The following is a 16915-nucleotide window of genomic DNA, read 5'->3' on the forward strand; positions in this document are numbered from 1 at the left end:
GGCCATAACATTCAACATCTATGCTGGATGTGCCGGCCTCTTCGCGAGCAAGCCCGCTCCCACATTTGATTTGTGGCGTCCACACCTGTTGTGTTCATGAATAGAGTTCGCTCCTTGAGTCGTGATTTACCAGGTGCCGGTCGTCGACGTTGGCAGGCTGAGTTTTCCAGTGTCCACGAAACGCAGGGTGCCGAACACGCCGCCCGCGAGTTTGCCGTGCAGGACGTAGGGCAGGTTGTCGAGGGTTTGGGTTTTGCTCAGACCCAGGGTCTGGCGCAGCACGGAGAACGCCGAAACACTCACCGGAACGGTCAGCACGGTTTCGGAAAAACGTGCAATCGAGCCCGATTGATCGCTGACGCCGGAGGCGAGTGGCTGGCCGTTGACTTCCAGGTCCAGGGCGACGCCGTTGTAATTGATGGTGGTCTCGTTGGGATTTTGCACGCGTATTTTCACGGCAAAGCGTACTTCCATGTCCTGGCTTTGCAACGGCTCGAAGCCGACCACGTTGATGTTCAGCGGGTCGCGATTGGGCAGCAGGGCGCAGGCGCTCAGGGAGAGCAAAAACAGGAAAAGGACAACGGCGTGGACACTGCGCATGAACGTGCTCTCTTAAAGAAAAGGCCAAACCACCAGTGGCTCGGCCTCGAGCATTTTCTAGCGGTTCAAGGGTGCGACAGCGGCAGGCGAGACGGGTTCACCCTTGGCCGGGACATCCGGGTTTTCCATGACCCGCAGGATCGAGGCTTCCGGATCGAAGTCATCTTCTTCCAGCTCGATGAATTCCTCGGGCAGGAAGATATTCAGCACGATTGCGCACAAAGCGCCGACGGTGATCGGCGATTCGAAGATGTTGTGCAGCGCCTTCGGCAACTCGCGCAGCACTTCCGGCACCGCCGCGACACCCAGGCCCATGCCGAGGGAAATCGACACGATCAGCATGTTGCGTCGATGCAGGCCGGCTTCGGCGAGGATCTTGATCCCGGCGACGGCGACGGTGCCGAACATCACCAGTTCAGCGCCACCGAGTACCGGTTTGGGCATCAGTTGCAGCACCGCGCCGATCATCGGGAACAACCCCAGCACCACCAACAAACCGGCAATGAAGAACGCCACGTAGCGGCTGGCCACGCCGGTGAGCTGAATCACGCCGTTGTTCTGGGCGAAGGTCACCATCGGCATGCTGTTGAACACGGCGGCCATGGCCGAGTTGAGGCCGTCGGCGAGCAGGCCGGACTTGATTCGGCGGATGTAGATCGGGCCTTTGACGGGCTGCCGGGAAATCATCGAGTTGGCGGTCAAGTCACCGGCGGCTTCCAGCGGCGACACCAGGAAAATCACCGCCACTGGCACAAACGCCACCCAATCGAAGTTAAAGCCGTACTTGAACGGCACCGGCACGCTCATCAGGGGGACTTCGGGCAGGCTGGCGAAATTGACGTCACCCATCAGCCAGGCCACGAGATAGCCGAGGGTCAGGCCGATGACAATCGCACCGAGGCGCAGGAACGGCACATCGACCCGGTTCAACACCACAATCGTTCCGAGTACCAGGGCCGCCAGGGCCAGGTGACTGGCCGCGCCGAGGTCCGCCGCACCGAAGCCGCCGGCGATGTCGGTCATGGCGACTTTGATCAGCGACAGGCCCATCAGCGTGATGATCGTGCCGGTCACCACCGGGGTGATCAGCATCCGTAATTTACCGATGAACTGGCTCAACACCACTTCGATGAAGGCAGCGAAAAAGCACACACCGAAGATGGTCGACAGGATCTCATCGGTGCCGCCACCCCGGGCCTTGACCATGAAACCGGCACTGAGAATCACGCTGATGAATGAGAAGCTGGTGCCTTGCAGACACAGCAGGCCGGAACCGATCGGGCCGAAACGTCGTGCCTGAACAAACGTGCCCAGCCCCGAGACGAACAGCGCCATGCTGATCAGGTATGGCACTTCGCTTTGCAGGCCGAGGGCGCCACCCATGATCAGGGTCGGGGTGATGATGCCGACGAAACTGGCGAGCACGTGTTGCAGGGCGGCGAAGACGGTGGCGGTCAGGTGCGGGCGATCGTCGAGGCCGTAGATCAGGTCGTTATTGCGCGGGGCAGGGGCTTTTTCAGAGGCGGTCATGGTGGTGTGCATGCCAGAAGGCGGGCCGGGTCAAAAATGGAGGCGCAGGATGCCAGAAAGACTATTTTGTGGCGAGCGATGAGCCACATACCCAGCACGATCCTGTGGTCGCGGGCTTGCTCGCGAAGGCGGCGTATCAGTCGATATCAATGTTGGATATGCCGGCCCCTTCGCGAGCAAGCCCGCTCCCACAGGATCGTCGCTGTATTCAAGCGAACGCGGCCAGTAGATCTTCTTCAAAGGCTTTCTGTGCATCCCCCGGCACCTGGGCGCGATGGCGGGCCAGATGAAACGCCACGTCGAAACTCATATCGTCACGGCGCACGGCGCTCAGCAATCCTTTGTCTTCCCAGCTGCGGGCAAAGTGTTCGGGTAAATAACCGACATGCTTGCCAGAGAGAATGAAGGCGAGGGTGCCTTCGACTTGCTCCGAGCGCGCCGAACACCTCTTCCCCTGGAAGGGCTCGTCGCTGCGCAGGAAGCGGTAAGGGTGATCGACCCGATCGCAAGCCTGTAGCGCTTGATCGTCAGGCGCATCATGGGTGAACAACGGATGGCCGGCGGCGCAATACAGGTGCTGGGTTTCGGTAAACAGTTCGCGGTAGTCAAAAGCGCTTTGCACTTGAGAGAAATAGCCGATCGCCAGGTCCAGTCGTTGTTGCAGCAGCAACCGTTCCATTTCGCCGGGCATGGCGCTGATCAATTCGATGCGGACTGATTCGTCCCGTTCACGAAAGCGCCGAATCGCATCGGCCACCCGTTGCAACACGGATTGATCGAGCGCTTCGGAGAGCCCCAAACGAACCTCGCCAATCAAGCGCCCGGCCACACCATTGGATTGATGACGGAAGGCTTCGATGGACTCGAACAGGCTGCGAGTCGCACTCAGCAGTTGTTCGCCCTTGGGCGTGATCTTGAAACCACCCTTGCCGCGACTGCACAGACGATAGCCGAGTCGGGTTTCCAGTTTGGCCATTTGCTGGCTGATGCTCGACTGGCTCAAGCCCAACTCCCCCTGAGCCGCGCTGAAACCGCCGCACTCCACCACGTTGACGAACAGGCGAAGCAGTTGCAGATCGAGATCGTGGAGCTGGCTGAGCATCAAACATTACTCCTGGATAAAGTCAGGATAACTAACTTGGTATTTTTGCAATGTATCCGACGACGCATTCTGCATCCACTTCATCTGCTCAGGTGTTCTGTCATGGCTCCCACGTTCAAGCTGTGTTTACCCGCGCTGTTCCTCGCCATGGCCGTATCAGCCCAGGCCGAGGAAAAAGTCCTGAATCTCTACAGTTGGTCCGATTACGTAGCGCCTGAAACCTTGCAGCGGTTCGAGCAGGAAACCGGCATCCACGTGCGCTACGACACCTTCGATTCCTCGGAGGTGCTCGAAACCAAGTTGCTCACCGGGGGCAGCGGTTATGACGTGGTCGTGCCGTCGTCCAGTGTGCTGGCCCGTGGCTTGGCCGCCGGTGCGTTGAAAGAGATTCCCCACGAAAGCCTCAAGGGTTACGCCAACCTCGATCCGGATTTGCTGGAAAAACTCGCCGCCGTCGACCCCGGCAACCGCTATGGCGTGCCCTACACCTGGGGCACCCTGGGCCTGGGGATGAATGTCGAAGCGGTGAAACAGCGCTTGCCGAATGTGCCGCTCAATAGCCTCGATTTGCTGTTCAAGCCTGAGTACGCCAGCAAATTGAAGGACTGCGGCATTGCCATTCTCGATTCGCCCCAGGAAGTAGTCGGACTGGCGCTGCATTACCTGGGTAAAAATCCCTACAGCACCGACAAGGCTGATCTGTCAGCTGCCGATGCGTTGTTGCATCAGCTGCAACCCAATGTGCTGTACGTCGCGACCGGTCGGCAGATCAGCGATCTGGCCAACGGCAGTGTATGCCTGGCGTTGACCTACAACGGTGACGCCAGCATGGCCGCCGATCAGGCACGCAAGGCCAACAAGCCGTTCGAAGTGGCGTACCGGATTCCGAAAGAGGGCACGCTGGTCTGGCAGGACAACCTGGCGATCCCCAAGGACGCTCCTCACCCCGAAGCGGCCCGCGCCTTTATCGAGTTCATGTTGCGCCCGGACTCCGTCGCGGCGCTGACCAACACACTGTTCTTTGCCACGGCCAACCAGGCTGCAACGCCGCTGGTGGATGAGTCGGTGCGCACCGACCCGGACATTTACCCACCCGCCGACGTTCGCGGTTTGCTGTACGCCGACCGCAGCATGAGCCTCAAGGACCTGCGCCAACGCACTCGCTTGTGGACCACTTTCCGTAGCCGCCAATAAGCCAATAACAAGGAGCACCTGATGGACGTCCCGATGCAAAACGATCAGGCCATGACCCGCGACAGCCTCTACGGCACTGCCGCCGAAAGTACCTACGCCGGTATCACCAGTTTCATGCGTCGTCGCTACAGTCGCGACTTGCGCGGCGTCGACGTAGCGGTCAGCGGTGTCCCGTTCGACACCGCCACCAGCAACCGCCCCGGTGCGCGTTTCGGACCACGGGGCATTCGTGCCGCGTCCACCGGAATTGCCTGGGAACGCCATTGGCCATGGGCCTTCGACCCGTTCGATCATCTGGCAGTCATCGACTACGGCGATTGCGATTTCGATTACGGCACACCGCAGTCGGTGCCGGAAAGCATCGAAGCCCATGCCGAACACATTCTCAACGCCGGTAGCGCGATGCTGACGTTCGGCGGGGATCACTTCATCACGTATCCGCTGCTCAAGGCCCATGCGCGTAAACATGGTCCGCTGTCGTTGATCCACTTCGACGCCCACAGCGACACCTGGCCGGACGAAGACGGCAAACGCGTCGATCACGGCACGATGTTCTGGCACGCGGCCAAGGAAGGGTTGGTGGATCCTTCGCGTTCGGTGCAGATCGGTTTGCGCACCACCAATGACGATCACCAGGGCTTTCAAGTGCTGGATGCGCGGCAAGTGCATCGACGCGGTGTTGATGCGATTGTCGAGGCCATTCGGGCGCGGGTCGGTGATCACCCGGTGTACCTGACGTTCGACATTGATTGCCTTGATCCGGCTTTCGCTCCAGGCACCGGAACGCCGGTGTGCGGTGGCCTGAGCACGGTGCAGGCGCTGGAGATCCTGGGTGGCTTGCGCGGGATCAATCTGGTGGGAATGGACGTCGTGGAAGTGGCGCCGGCCTACGACAGTGCGGACATTACCTCACTGGCGGCGGCGACGTTGGCGATGGAAATGCTGTGTTTGTATGCGGCTAAACACAAAGTCGACAGGTAATACACAAAGCAAAATGTGGGAGCGGGCTTGCTCGCGAAGGGGCCGTGTCAGCCAATATTTATATCAACTGACACACCGCTTTCGCGAGCAAGCCCGCTCCCACATTTTGAACTGTGTCAGGCCACTGGAATGTTCGGCAGGTCCAGTGTTTCCGTCCCGGTAAATCGCGCCATCGACCCGGCAATGGATTCATGGGGCACGCCCATCGCCACACCACTGACCCCATCAAGCCGCGACAACTGTTCAGCACTCAATTGCACATTCAACGCCCCCAGCGTCGCATCCAATTGTTCACGGGTGCGCGAGCCGAGAATCGGAATCAGCGCCGTAGTCGAACGCTTGGCTTTTTCCCGCAGCCAGGCAATGGCCACGTGCGTGGGGCTGGCGCCCAGTTCTGCTGCGACGGCTAGCAAAGTGTCGAGGAGGGCGGTTTCACGGGCGCTTTTCTCTGCGTGGATCAGCATGCCGAGTTTGGCGGCGCGGTTGTCGCCATCGTTGGTGCGGTACTTGCCGGTGAGGAACCCGCCACCCAACGGTGACCATAACGTAGTGGCCAGGCCCAAGGCTTCGGCCATCGGCAGTTGTTCACGTTCGGCGGTGCGTTCGGCGAGGCTGTATTCCACCTGAATCGCCGCGATCGGCGAGAACCCGCGAATCTCGGCCAGCAAATCGGCCCGGGCGATACGCCACGCCGGGAAGTTCGACAGCCCGGCGTAATGAATCTTGCCGGCGCGCACCAGATCGTCGAAACCGCGCAGGATTTCTTCCATGGGCGTCACGCCATCGCTCATGTGGGCCCAGAACAGGTCGATGTGGTCGGTGTTGAGTCGTTTCAGGCTTTCTTCCACGGCGCGAATCATGTTCTTGCGGTTGTTGCCGGTGTGGGAAATGCCCGCAGCCGGCGTGGTCCCCAGGGTGTATTTGGTGGCGATGACCAGGCGATCCCGTTCCGCTGCAATGAACTCGCCGAGCATGGTTTCCGACTGGCCCGCCTGATAGCCGTTGGCGGTGTCGATGAAATTGCCGCCGGCCTCCAGGTAGCCATCAAAGATGCGTTTGGCTTCGTCGCGCTCGGCGCCGTGACCCCAACCGGTGCCGAAATTGCCGGCGCCCAGCGCCAGTTCCGAGACCCGCAAGCCGGTTTTACGGCCGAAGACTTTGTAATGCATGGGATGACTCCTGAAGGAAAAGACGTGGGGTCGAATATAAATGTCTGTCGACATGTATTTAATATGATGCGAGTAATATTTACCGTCAAGGCGCTTTTACATTCACAAGAGAAAGGCCGACCACCGGCCTCATTGCTACTGCCACTTTCTGACAGGGTCCTCTGCTAAGCTCCGACAACTTTTACGGACAGAGCCTGCCGATCGTGTCGCGTACCACTCGTTTACTGACCCTGTTGCAAGTGCTGCGTGGCAAAAGTCGTCCGGTGACTGCGGCGACACTTGCCGGCGAATTGGAGATTTCCGAACGCACGCTGTACCGCGACATCGCCGAACTCACCGCCCTTGGCGCGCCAATCTATGGCGAAGCGGGGATCGGTTACGTGTTGCGCAGCGGTTTGTTTCTGCCGCCGTTGATGCTCAACGCCGATGAAACCGAAGCCATCGTGCTGGGGTTGCGTTATGTGGATCAGCGTGGGGATGAGGTGTTGAGCAAGGCTGCGGCGGATGCGCTGGCCAAGATCGCGGCGGTATTGGCGCCTGAAGCACTGGACGCGTTACACAACCCGACGGTGTTGCCGGGACCGCCCGGCTATGGCTTTGCGCCCAACACCGTGCCACTGAATGTTTTTCGCCAGGCCATCCGCGATCAGGCCAAGCTGCACATTGATTACGCGGACGCCAACCAGGTGCCGAGTCAGCGGCTGATCTGGCCGCTGGCCCTGGGGTTTCTGAACGAGGTGCGGATCATCGTCGCCTGGTGTGAATTACGCTGCGCCTATCGCACCTTTCGCACCGACCGGATCTCGGCAGCGAACGAGCAGGGCGAGCGTTATCCGGGGCGGCGCAGCGACCTGTTGCGCACCTGGCGCACACAGATGCAACTGGACGAAGCAGGGCGCTTCACTCCTGACAAGAACTGACACAGGCTTGTTTTAGCATGGCTCCAGAATCAACAAACAAGGAGCCGTAACCATGTCCAATATCGCCTCTTCACTGGCACCCGCCATCGCCGCCTACATTGCAGCCGCCAATGCCCGCGACACCTCACGGGTGGCCAGTTTTTTCGCTGAGGATGCCAACGTGTTCGATGAAGGCCAGCACCAGGTCGGCACCCAGGCCATCGCGCAATGGATGCAAGACACCGCCCAGCGTTACCAGCCACGGGTTGAAGTGCTCGACGTGCAACTGCGCACCGGCAAGGTGCTGGTGCATAACCTGATCTCCGGAACGTTTCCCGGCAGCCCTCTGGAATTGCGCTACATGTTCCGCCTGAATGAACAGGGCAAGATCGCCCGGCTAGACATCTCCCTCTAACCGACAGCGAGATCCCCTGTAGCTGCTGCGTTGTGGCGAGGGGATTTATCCCCTCGCCACAACGCACTGCTACATGGACGTATACTGCCGCGCATGAATGTCGACTCCCCCTTAAGCGCCTGGCAACAGGCCATCGAACAGAAGGGCTTCGTCCAGGACGAAGCCCAGGAACATGCCGTGTGGGCGCTGCAGAAGTGCTATGAGGCGCTGCATGAAGGGCGCACGCCGATCACTGGCGTGTACCTCTGGGGCCCGGTCGGGCGCGGCAAGACCTGGTTGATGGACCAGTTTTATCAAAGCCTGAAGGTCCCGGCCCGCCGCCAACATTTCCACCACTTTATGGGCTGGGTGCATCAGCGTTCGTTTCAACTGACCGGCACCGCCGACCCGTTGAAGGCGCTGGCTCGCGAACTGAGCGAGCAAGTGCGGGTCCTGTGCTTTGACGAATTGTTCGTCAACGACATTGGCGACGCGATCATTCTCGGGCGTTTGTTTCAGGTGATGTTCGAGCAGGGCGTGGTGGTGGTCTGCACCTCCAATCAGCCACCGGACCAGCTGTACGCCGATGGCTTCAACCGCGACCGGTTCGTGCCCGCCATCGAGGCCATCAAGAAACATATGCAGGTGATTGCGGTGGATGGCGGCGAAGATCATCGCCTGCACCCAGGCAAAGGTTTGCAACGTTACTGGGTGGCGGCACCGGGGCAACCCAGCGCGCTGGGTGAAGTGTTCAAGGCACTTAGCGTCGGCCAATCGGTGTCGAGTGCCCCGATCAAGGTGGGCTACCGCTTACTCAATGTCGTGCAGGCCAGTCCAACCGTACTCTGGACTCGTTACGCCGATCTCTGTGAACAGCCGTTTGCCGCCATGGATTTCATCGCCCTGTGCGACACCTTCAGCGCTATTCTGTTGAGTGACGTGCCCAACCTCAGCGCGCAAAAGCGTGAAGGGCGCATCGCCCGAGGCACTGAAGACGGCGTCGAGCGGGTGGTGGCGGGCGATCGCGAGCTGCCGCAATTGTCGGTGCATGACGACGGTGTACGGCGTTTCATCGCCCTGGTGGACGAGTGCTACGACCGCAAAGTGCCGCTGTGCCTCGAAGCGCAGGTGCCCATGGAATCGTTGTACACCGAGGGTTATCTGGAGTTTCCGTTCCGCCGCACCCTCAGCCGTTTACAGGAAATGCAGCTGCAACGTTTCGCCGAAGCTTGAACAAGGAGCCGCGAACATGAATCAGCCTCTGTCGCACCATTTGCTGACCATGGCCTATCAAAACGCCTGGGCCAATCATCGCCTCGCCAAGGCCTGGAGCCAGTTGAGCCCGACCGATCTGGCGGCACCGCGGGTCAGCTTCTTTCCCAGTCTGCGCGCGACCCTCAATCACATCCTGACCTGCGACTGGTTTTACGTGGATGCGCTGGAGCGTGAGTTGCGCGGCGATGACCCGCATCCCGAGTGCTACGTGTTTTTCAACCTGGATGAACCGTTTACACAAGCGGTAGACCTCAAGCGCGAACAAGCGCTGGTGGACCGTCGACTGATCGCCTACTGCGAACAAATGCGCGATGCAGACCTGGGGAAGATCGTGACCATCGCCCGGGACACGCCGCAACATGACAGCCGCTTGCGCCTGCTGTCCCATTTGTTCGAGCACCAGATTCATCATCGCGGGCAGGTTCACGCCATGCTCAGCGGCACCTCGGTCAAACCACCGCAACTGGACGAGTTTTTCTGTGCTGGCGAGTCAGGCCTGAGGGCCGAGGATTTTGCCGAGCTGGGGTGGACCGAGGCGCTGATCTGGGGCGCTTGAGCAAAAAATTACATCAGGACCCGGTTGTCGACACGACTGTGCTCGCGATATTGTCGGGCGGCCTTTCAGTGCGAGATGCACTGGGGCAACTTAATGTGTGAACGAGGGTGGAAATGGAATCCGCAGAAATTCTTGTGCTTCAGGCCAGTTACACCAATCCGGTGAATGCCGAGGCGATTGGGCTGGTGTTGAATGCTTACGCCGAAGACCCGATGGGTGGCGGCCACTCGTTGCCCGCCGACTTATTGAAGCAACTGCCGGCGGAACTGGCCAAGCGTCCCCACGCGTTCAGCGTTCTGGCGTTTGTCGGTGGCGAGCCGGCCGGGTTGGTCAATTGCTTTGAAGGTTTCTCGACTTTCGCCTGTCGGCCGTTGGTCAATGTGCACGATGTGGCGGTGGTGAAGAAGTTTCGCGGCTTGGGGTTGAGCCAGAAGATGCTGCAAAAGGTCGAGGACATCGCTCGCCAGCGCGGCTGCTGCAAAATCACGCTAGAGGTACTGGAAGGTAATGCAATCGCCCAGGCTTCCTATGGCAAGTTCGGTTTTGCTGCAGGCATGTTCGACCCGGCGCACGGTCGGATGCTGTTCTGGACCAAGGCGCTTTAAGGTCATACGAGCAATGAAAAAGGGCGTCCATCAGGACGCCCTTTGTCGTTACGGTTTGTAGTGCTCTGTCACTTGCGCGGTTTGATCACTCGGAACCCTGAGTTCAGCGGTGCTGGCGTGACTTTGATTCGCCGCTTGGCTGAGCCGCAGGCTCTCAAAGTAGTACCGCATGCGTTCAGCGCCACCTTCGGCGAATGCAGCGGTTGAACTGAGGCGAGGATCATGGTTGTACGTTTCATGGTGTGCCCCACTACGAGTTGTCGGGTCCTTTCGTCCATGAAGCAATGTCGAAAAGACATTATCCGCCGATTCCGTCAAATGGGAATGACCTGCGCCTAGCGCTTCCAGTCCAGGCTCAGGGTCACCGTGCGTGGGTCCCCCCAAAACACACCGTTATAGAACCCGACGTTGTCGTAATACTTCTTGTCGAACAGGTTATCGACGTTCAGCGAGGCGGACAGGTGCTTGTCGAACTCATACCGCGACATCAGCTTGACCACGGTGTAAGCCTCTTGGCGGATGTTGGTACTTTCGGTGATCAACGCACCGTTGGCATCACGTCCCACTGGGCGATTGGCGACGCGGAACACATCGCTTTGCCAGTTCACTGCGCCACCCACGGTCAGGGCCTGCCAGTCGCCGGGCAGACGATAGGCCGTGGAGAGCCGGAACATATTCAACGGCTGGTTGGTATTGGCGCGTTTCTTTTCGCCATTGGCCGCGTGGGTGTAGGTGTAGCCGGCCGTCATGTTCCAGCCGGCCATGACCTCGCCCGAGACCTCGGCTTCGAAGCCCTGAACCTTGTTGCCTTTACCGCCTGACTTGAAGAACTCCTCACCGGTGACCGGGTCCGGTGGCACCGAATCGTCGAGTTCGGCAACGTTGTCCTGTTTGCTCCAGAACAGCGCGGTCGCCAGGTTGAGGCGTTCTTCCAGCAAGCTGCCCTTGAGCCCCAGTTCATAGTTGCTGCCCACCACCGGCTCGAGGTATTTGCGATGGCTGTCGCGGTTGTCTTACGGCTTGAAGATGTCGGTGTAGCTGACGTACGCGGTGTATTCGGGGGTGAGGTCGTAGAGGAGCCCGGCGTAGGGCGTCCACATGTCGTTGTGTTCCTGGCTTGTGGCATCGACGCTGCTCAGTTGCAGGTTGTTGTCGTACTTGTTGGTCTTGCTCGACACCTTCCAGCTCCCATAACGACTGCCGAGTACGGCGTGCAGGTCATCCGTCAGGCTCAGGCGAGTGGCCAGGTAACCGGCCTTCTGGCGGGTGCTGTCTTTTGAACCTGAAAGGCGGGTGACCGTGTCGGGAAACCTGGCGATGTCGCCCATGTATTTCCAGTCGCGGATGTTTTCGTAATCCGCCGCCCTGGGGCCGTCCACCATATGGGGGGAATCTTCCCGGCGCTCGGCCTCGCCGTAGCCGATCATCATTTCGTGTTCCCGTCCGAACAGCGAGTAAGGGCCCGCCACGTTGAAGTCATAAGCCTTCATTTTTTGCGTACTGAGCATGTGGCTGACGTTGGCGCTCATGCCACTGCGATCAGCTTCAGGGAAGCCTGCGCCGCCGTAGTAGATCTTGCCGTCGGTGTCGCTCTCGCGATGGGTGTAGGCGGCCTTGGCCTGCCACCCGGCACCCAATTGGTGTTCCAGCGTGGCGAACGCGGTTTTGTCCTTGAGCGGCCAGGAACTCCAGGAAGTGGCCATGTTGGTCGAGCGTCCGAGGTTGGCCTTGCCACCGTCAGCGTTCCAGTACGGCACCGTGCCCCAGGACGTGCCGTGGACATGTTTGTTCTGATAGTCGTAACCCACGGCCAACACGGTGTCATCGGTCAGGTCGGCTTCGAGAATCCCGTAACCGACCTCCCGTTGTTGCTGGTACTTGTCGCGGAACGAATCGCTGTCGCGATAGGCCAGCACGCTGCGTCCGCGCAAGCGGCCGTCGAACGCCAGCGGACCGCCGACATCCAGGTAACTGTAGTAGTCGTCATAACTGCCGCCGCTGACCCCGGTCTGGACTTGCCACTGCGACGTCGGCCGTTTACGCACCATGTTGATGGTGGCGGAAGGGTCGCCCGCGCCAGTGGTCAGGCCGGTGGCACCGCGAACAACTTCGATACGGTCGTAGATAATGGTGTCGGAATCGGACTTCATGTAGCTGAAGGTGTTCAGCATGCCATCGATCTGGAAATTGGTGATCGAGTATCCCCGGGACGAATAGCTGACCCGGTCCGAATCGTTGTGCTGAACCACCACGCCGGTGGTCTGGCTCATGGCTTCGGACAGCGTGCCGAGTTTGAAATCGTCCATTTGCTGGCGCGTGACCACGGACACCGATTGCGGCGTTTCCTTGATCGACAGGTTCAAGCGCGTCGCCGTGCTCATGGCGCCCGTGGTGTACGACTCGGTGTTTTCGGTAGTGCTGCCCAAACCTTGGGCGGTGACATGGGTGGCGCCCAGCTCGAGGGTGCGGCCGGGTTCTTGATCAGGGCTGATTTCGGCCAGCAAGTCGGGGCACAGGGCGGTACTGCACAGGCCCAGGGTAAAAGTCATGGAACGGGTGATAGGCGCGAACATCGCGGCCGACTCCTTGTCTTCGAGGGAAAATTTCCGTTTGTTCAAAGACGAAGGGGAGGGACAGGATTTAGCTGCAAACGAGAATAATTATTACTTTCGCGAGTGCCGGGTTTTGTCAAAAAGGGGGGATGGCAGGTCGGAAACAGCAGTGGGCTGCTTCCGAATCAAGCGAGGGGATCAGGCGTGAGGCACACGGTGGGTGACGGGCAAAGGCTGGGCCTGATTGCTTTGTGTCAACAAGCGCAATTGCGCGAGCTCCTGCTTCAACTGGTCACGCTCGTCTTTCAACTGGCGCAATTCATCACGACGAATCGTGACGTAAAGGGTTTGTGCTGGCCGTGCTGCTTGTACTGTGCCCATTGCTCACCTCGCAAATGGCTGCCTCAACTGTAAACCTGCCCCCGCCATCGGGTGCTGACTTACTATCGGCTGCGATTTTGATTTCTTTTGCCCCGGAAGGGAACTTTTTTATTTTTAATGGTCGTTGTGTCTTCGGCGCGATTACCGACGTTATCAATCTGGATCGGGCACAATGCCCGGAAACTATGTGCCAGCGCTCTGGACTAACCCTCATTAGTCGCGTTGGGCTATAACCTTTGACACACATTATTTGTAGTAGGGAGCATCAGAACATGCAACTCGGGATTATTGGACTGGGCCGCATGGGCGGAAATATTGCGCGGCGCCTGATGCTCAACGGGCATACCACCGTTGTTTACGACCGCAATACCGCCTTTGTCGACACCCTGGCCGCAGAAGGCGCCTCCGGCGTCATCGACCTGCCGGCGCTGGTCGCTGGCCTGGCCAAGCCACGTGCGGTGTGGGTCATGCTGCCAGCCGGCGCACCGACCGAAGACACCATCGACACCCTGAGCGCCTTGCTCGAAGCGGGCGATACCATCATCGACGGCGGCAACACCTTCTATAAAGACGACATCCGCCGGGCGAAAACCCTCTCGGAGAAAGGCCTGCACTACGTCGACGTCGGCACCTCCGGCGGCGTCTGGGGCCTGGAGCGTGGTTACTGCATGATGATCGGTGGCGAAGCCGAGGTGGTTAAACGCCTTGATCCGCTGTTCGACAGCCTTGCACCAGGGCTGGGCGACATCCCTCGCACCAAGGACCGCAAGTCCGAAGACGATCGCGCCGAGCGCGGTTATATCCACGCAGGCCCGGCGGGTTCGGGCCATTTCGTGAAAATGATCCACAACGGCATCGAATACGGAATGATGCAGGCCTTCGCCGAAGGCTTCGACATCCTCAAGACCAAGGCCAGCACCAACCTGCCGGAAGACCAGCGTTTCGACCTGAACGTAGGCGACATCGCCGAAGTCTGGCGTCGTGGCAGCGTCGTGTCGTCCTGGTTGCTCGACCTGACCGCCGACGCGCTGGCCAGCGATCCGAAACTCGACGGTTACTCCGGGTCGGTCGCTGACAGTGGTGAAGGTCGCTGGACCATCGAAGCCGCCATGGAGCAATCGGTGCCTGTGCCGGTGCTGTCGAACTCGCTGTTCTCCCGCTACCGTTCGCGCGGGCAAGGCACCTTTGGCGACAAGATTCTCTCGGCCCAGCGCTTCGGCTTCGGCGGCCACGTGGAGACTTCGAAAAAATGACCCGTTTGATCCGCAATAAATCCAAGGCAGAACCCGCACCACCGACCACGCTGTTTCTGTTCGGTGCCCATGGTGACCTGGTCAAGCGTCTGCTGATGCCGGCGCTGTACAACCTGAGTCGTGACGGTCTGCTTGGGGATGGACTGCGGATCATCGGCGTTGACCATAACGCCATCACCGATGAAGCCTTTGCGAAAAAACTCGAAGACTTCATTCGGGCCGAAGTGGCCGCCAAGGTCGGCAAGGGCGATCAAGCCCTTGATCCGGACTTGTGGGCCAAGTTGGCCAAAGGCATCAGCTACGTCCAGGGCGACTTCCTGGACGACAGCACCTATCAAGCCCTGGCGGCGAAAATCGCCGCCAGCGGCACTGGCAACGCCGTCTTCTACCTGGCCACCGCGCCACGTTTCTTCAGCGAAGTGGTGCGTCGTCTCGGCGCCGCCGGCTTGCTGCAAGAGGCGCCGGAAGCGTTCAGAAGGGTAGTGATTGAAAAACCCTTCGGTTCCGATCTGCCAACGGCCGAAGCCTTGAACGCTTGTTTGCTCAAGGTGATGACGGAAAACCAGATCTACCGGATCGATCACTATCTGGGCAAGGAGACCGTGCAGAACATTTTGATCAGCCGGTTTTCAAACAGCCTGTTCGAAGCGTTCTGGAACAACCACTACATCGACCACGTACAAATCACCGCCGCCGAAACCGTAGGCGTGGAAACCCGTGGCAGTTTCTATGAACACACCGGCGCCTTGCGGGACATGGTGCCCAATCACCTGTTCCAGTTGCTGGCGATGGTCGCAATGGAGCCGCCGGCCGCCTTTGGCGCCGATGCGGTGCGCGGCGAGAAAGCCAAGGTGGTCGGCGCGATTCGCCCCTGGTCGGTGGAGGAAGCGCTGGTCAATTCGGTACGCGGCCAATACGCGCCCGGCGAAATCGACGGCAAGCCAATGCCGGGTTATCGCCAGGAAAGCAACGTGGCGCCCGACAGCAATACCGAAACCTACGTCGCGCTGAAAGTCATGATCGACAACTGGCGCTGGGTCGGCGTGCCGTTTTACCTGCGCACCGGCAAGCGCATGAGCGTGCGCGATACCGAGATTGTCATCTGCTTCAAACCAGCGCCGTATGCACAGTTCCGCGATACCGAGGTCGATGAACTGCAACCGACCTATCTGCGCATCCAGATTCAACCCAACGAAGGCATGTGGTTCGACCTGCTGGCCAAACGGCCCGGTCCCGCCTTGAAAATGGCCAATATCGAACTGGGCTTTGCCTACAAGGATTTCTTTGAAATGCAGCCGTCCACCGGCTATGAAACCCTGATCTACGATTGCCTGACCGGCGATCAGACGCTGTTCCAGCGCGCCGACAACATCGAGAATGGCTGGCGCGCCGTACAGCCGTTCCTCGACGCCTGGCAGCAGGACACGAGCGTGCAGAGCTATGCCGCTGGCGAAGACGGCCCACAGGCTGCAGAAGATCTGCTGACTCGCGATGGTCGCGTCTGGCACGGCCTCGGATGAGTGATACAACGTCGCATCCCATCCGTTTTCTGCTCAGTGACATGGACGGCACCTTGTTGTTGCCCGATCACAGTCTCAGCCAACGCACTATCGAAGCGGTCCGTTCCTTGCGAGAGGCGGGCGTGTTGTTCAGCCTGGCCACCGGCCGTCCACCCAAAGCCATGTTGCAGCAGATCGAAGCCCTGGGCGTCGACTTGCCAACGGCTGCCTTCAATGGCGGCACCATCGTCAATCCGGACGGCAGTTTGCTGGTCGCACATTACCTGCCGGCGACGGCTGCGCTGACGGCATTGGCGCTGTTTGCCGACCGGCCGGACATCGAAATCTGGGTGTTCAGTGGTGGCGACTGGTTGCTGAAAGATCCGAACGGCCCAATGGTGCCTCGTGAACAGCACGGCCTGGGTTATCCGCCAGTGGTGGTCGAGAGTTTTGAGCCGTACCTGGAGCGCATCGACAAGATCGTCGCCACCAGCAACAACACGCAATTGTTGATTGAGCTGGAAGCGCTCCTGCTGCCCAACGTGGAAGGCCAGGCACAGGTCTCCCGTTCACAGCCGATTTATCTGGACGTGACCGCGATGCAAGCCAACAAGGGGGCGGCGCTGGTGACACTGGCCGAATTCCTCGGTGTGCCGCTGGAGCAGACCGCGGCGCTGGGCGATGGCGGCAACGACCCGGCGATGTTTCACCGCGCAGGCTTGTCGATCGCGATGGGGCAGTCGGAAGAGGCGGTGAAGCGCCAGGCGGACGTGGTGACGGGCGCCAACACCGAGGACGGTGCGGCCCAGGCAATCGAGCGCTACATCCTCCCTCGATAACTCATGCAAAACCCTGTGGGAGCGGGCTTGCTCGCGAAGGCGGTGTGTCAGACAACGTAGATGTTGAATGTCAGACCGCCTTCGCG

15 protein-coding genes and 2 pseudogenes are annotated in these 16915 nt (G+C 59.8%); 10 read left to right on the plus strand and 7 right to left on the minus strand.

Features of this window, described 5'->3' with window-relative positions; translation table 11 throughout:
- Window positions 1–126: 126 nt before the first annotated feature.
- The 3 genes from KGB03_RS30065 to KGB03_RS30075 form a co-directional block, all read right to left on the minus strand.
- Entirely contained in the window at window positions 127–600 is a 474-nt protein-coding gene (locus tag KGB03_RS30065; RefSeq protein WP_223530784.1) for an LEA type 2 family protein, read from the minus strand.
- A 57-nt stretch (window positions 601–657) separates the two neighbouring features.
- Window positions 658–2130: a nucleobase:cation symporter-2 family protein gene (locus tag KGB03_RS30070; protein ID WP_223530786.1), complete on the minus strand. Its 1473-nt coding sequence runs from the start codon at window positions 2128–2130 to the stop codon at window positions 658–660.
- A gap of 208 nt (window positions 2131–2338) precedes the next feature.
- A complete protein-coding gene (locus KGB03_RS30075; protein WP_223530789.1) occupies window positions 2339–3232 on the minus strand; it encodes a LysR family transcriptional regulator in 894 nt (297 codons plus the stop codon).
- Window positions 3233–3334: 102 nt separating this feature from the next.
- On the opposite strand from KGB03_RS30075, the gene KGB03_RS30080 reads away from it, so the two are divergent.
- Window positions 3335–4426, plus strand: a complete 1092-nt coding sequence (locus KGB03_RS30080) for a polyamine ABC transporter substrate-binding protein (RefSeq protein ID WP_218535246.1) — start codon at window positions 3335–3337, stop codon at window positions 4424–4426.
- 21 nt (window positions 4427–4447) lie between these two features.
- Window positions 4448–5407 carry an agmatinase gene (gene speB, locus KGB03_RS30085; protein WP_192408383.1) on the plus strand — a complete coding sequence of 320 codons (960 nt, stop codon included), beginning with the start codon at window positions 4448–4450 and terminating at the stop codon, window positions 5405–5407.
- Between the two features lie 116 nt (window positions 5408–5523).
- On the opposite strand, the gene KGB03_RS30090 is transcribed toward speB, so the two are convergent.
- Window positions 5524–6576 carry an aldo/keto reductase gene (locus tag KGB03_RS30090; protein WP_223530791.1) on the minus strand — a complete coding sequence of 351 codons (1053 nt, stop codon included), beginning with the start codon at window positions 6574–6576 and terminating at the stop codon, window positions 5524–5526.
- A 203-nt stretch (window positions 6577–6779) separates the two neighbouring features.
- On the opposite strand from KGB03_RS30090, the gene KGB03_RS30095 reads away from it, so the two are divergent.
- From KGB03_RS30095 to KGB03_RS30115, 5 genes are all read left to right on the plus strand, one after another.
- Window positions 6780–7496, plus strand: coding sequence for a helix-turn-helix transcriptional regulator (locus tag KGB03_RS30095; RefSeq protein WP_223530793.1), 717 nt, complete (start codon window positions 6780–6782; stop codon window positions 7494–7496).
- A 52-nt stretch (window positions 7497–7548) separates the two neighbouring features.
- Window positions 7549–7890, plus strand: a complete 342-nt coding sequence (locus KGB03_RS30100) for a nuclear transport factor 2 family protein (RefSeq protein WP_111450055.1) — start codon at window positions 7549–7551, stop codon at window positions 7888–7890.
- 93 nt (window positions 7891–7983) lie between these two features.
- The gene (gene zapE / locus KGB03_RS30105; RefSeq protein WP_223530795.1) at window positions 7984–9102 is read left to right on the plus strand and encodes a cell division protein ZapE; all 1119 of its coding nucleotides are present in this window, start codon (window positions 7984–7986) and stop codon (window positions 9100–9102) included.
- A 16-nt stretch (window positions 9103–9118) separates the two neighbouring features.
- On the plus strand, window positions 9119–9700 hold the full coding sequence (locus KGB03_RS30110; protein ID WP_223530797.1) for a DinB family protein: 582 nt from the start codon (window positions 9119–9121) through the stop codon (window positions 9698–9700).
- A gap of 113 nt (window positions 9701–9813) precedes the next feature.
- Window positions 9814–10305, plus strand: a complete 492-nt coding sequence (locus tag KGB03_RS30115; protein WP_223530799.1) for a GNAT family N-acetyltransferase — start codon at window positions 9814–9816, stop codon at window positions 10303–10305.
- Between the two features lie 48 nt (window positions 10306–10353).
- Here KGB03_RS30115 and KGB03_RS30120 read toward each other — a convergent pair.
- From KGB03_RS30120 to KGB03_RS30130, 3 genes and pseudogenes are all read right to left on the minus strand, one after another.
- A pseudogene (locus KGB03_RS30120) lies at window positions 10354–10544 on the minus strand (hypothetical protein).
- A gap of 96 nt (window positions 10545–10640) precedes the next feature.
- Window positions 10641–12878 (minus strand): annotated as a pseudogene (locus KGB03_RS30125) (TonB-dependent siderophore receptor).
- A gap of 177 nt (window positions 12879–13055) precedes the next feature.
- Window positions 13056–13238 (minus strand): DUF6026 family protein, encoded by a 183-nt coding sequence (locus tag KGB03_RS30130; RefSeq protein ID WP_008149922.1) that lies wholly within the window; start codon window positions 13236–13238, stop codon window positions 13056–13058.
- Window positions 13239–13510: 272 nt separating this feature from the next.
- Between KGB03_RS30130 and gnd the strand changes: the two genes are divergently transcribed.
- The 3 genes from gnd to KGB03_RS30145 are packed head-to-tail and all read left to right on the plus strand — an operon-like array spanning window position 13511 to window position 16829.
- Entirely contained in the window at window positions 13511–14491 is a 981-nt protein-coding gene (gnd, locus tag KGB03_RS30135) for a phosphogluconate dehydrogenase (NAD(+)-dependent, decarboxylating) (RefSeq protein WP_111450049.1), read from the plus strand.
- On the plus strand, window positions 14488–16011 hold the full coding sequence (zwf, locus tag KGB03_RS30140) for a glucose-6-phosphate dehydrogenase (RefSeq protein ID WP_218535228.1): 1524 nt from the start codon (window positions 14488–14490) through the stop codon (window positions 16009–16011). The genes gnd and zwf overlap by 4 nt, the downstream gene beginning before the upstream one ends.
- Window positions 16008–16829 (plus strand): HAD family hydrolase, encoded by an 822-nt coding sequence (locus tag KGB03_RS30145; protein WP_223530801.1) that lies wholly within the window; start codon window positions 16008–16010, stop codon window positions 16827–16829. The genes zwf and KGB03_RS30145 overlap by 4 nt, the downstream gene beginning before the upstream one ends.
- Window positions 16830–16915: the final 86 nt, after the last annotated feature.

Origin of the sequence: Pseudomonas sp. BF-B-26, from assembly GCF_019956495.1 — a bacterium.
Lineage (GTDB): Bacteria > Pseudomonadota > Gammaproteobacteria > Pseudomonadales > Pseudomonadaceae > Aquipseudomonas.

Excerpts from the sequence above, each read along its gene's own strand:
- KGB03_RS30065 (WP_223530784.1), bottom strand. The coding sequence starts at position 600 with ATGCGCAGTGTCCACGCCGTTGTCCTTTTCCTGTTTTTGCTCTCCCTG.
- KGB03_RS30070 (WP_223530786.1), bottom strand. The coding sequence starts at position 2,130 with ATGACCGCCTCTGAAAAAGCCCCTGCCCCGCGCAATAACGACCTGATC.
- KGB03_RS30075 (WP_223530789.1), bottom strand. The coding sequence starts at position 3,232 with ATGCTCAGCCAGCTCCACGATCTCGATCTGCAACTGCTTCGCCTGTTC.
- KGB03_RS30080 (WP_218535246.1), top strand. The coding sequence starts at position 3,335 with ATGGCTCCCACGTTCAAGCTGTGTTTACCCGCGCTGTTCCTCGCCATG.
- speB (WP_192408383.1), top strand. The coding sequence starts at position 4,448 with ATGGACGTCCCGATGCAAAACGATCAGGCCATGACCCGCGACAGCCTC.
- KGB03_RS30090 (WP_223530791.1), bottom strand. The coding sequence starts at position 6,576 with ATGCATTACAAAGTCTTCGGCCGTAAAACCGGCTTGCGGGTCTCGGAA.
- KGB03_RS30100 (WP_111450055.1), top strand. The coding sequence starts at position 7,549 with ATGTCCAATATCGCCTCTTCACTGGCACCCGCCATCGCCGCCTACATT.
- zapE (WP_223530795.1), top strand. The coding sequence starts at position 7,984 with ATGAATGTCGACTCCCCCTTAAGCGCCTGGCAACAGGCCATCGAACAG.
- KGB03_RS30110 (WP_223530797.1), top strand. The coding sequence starts at position 9,119 with ATGAATCAGCCTCTGTCGCACCATTTGCTGACCATGGCCTATCAAAAC.
- KGB03_RS30115 (WP_223530799.1), top strand. The coding sequence starts at position 9,814 with ATGGAATCCGCAGAAATTCTTGTGCTTCAGGCCAGTTACACCAATCCG.
- KGB03_RS30130 (WP_008149922.1), bottom strand. The coding sequence starts at position 13,238 with ATGGGCACAGTACAAGCAGCACGGCCAGCACAAACCCTTTACGTCACG.
- gnd (WP_111450049.1), top strand. The coding sequence starts at position 13,511 with ATGCAACTCGGGATTATTGGACTGGGCCGCATGGGCGGAAATATTGCG.
- zwf (WP_218535228.1), top strand. The coding sequence starts at position 14,488 with ATGACCCGTTTGATCCGCAATAAATCCAAGGCAGAACCCGCACCACCG.
- KGB03_RS30145 (WP_223530801.1), top strand. The coding sequence starts at position 16,008 with ATGAGTGATACAACGTCGCATCCCATCCGTTTTCTGCTCAGTGACATG.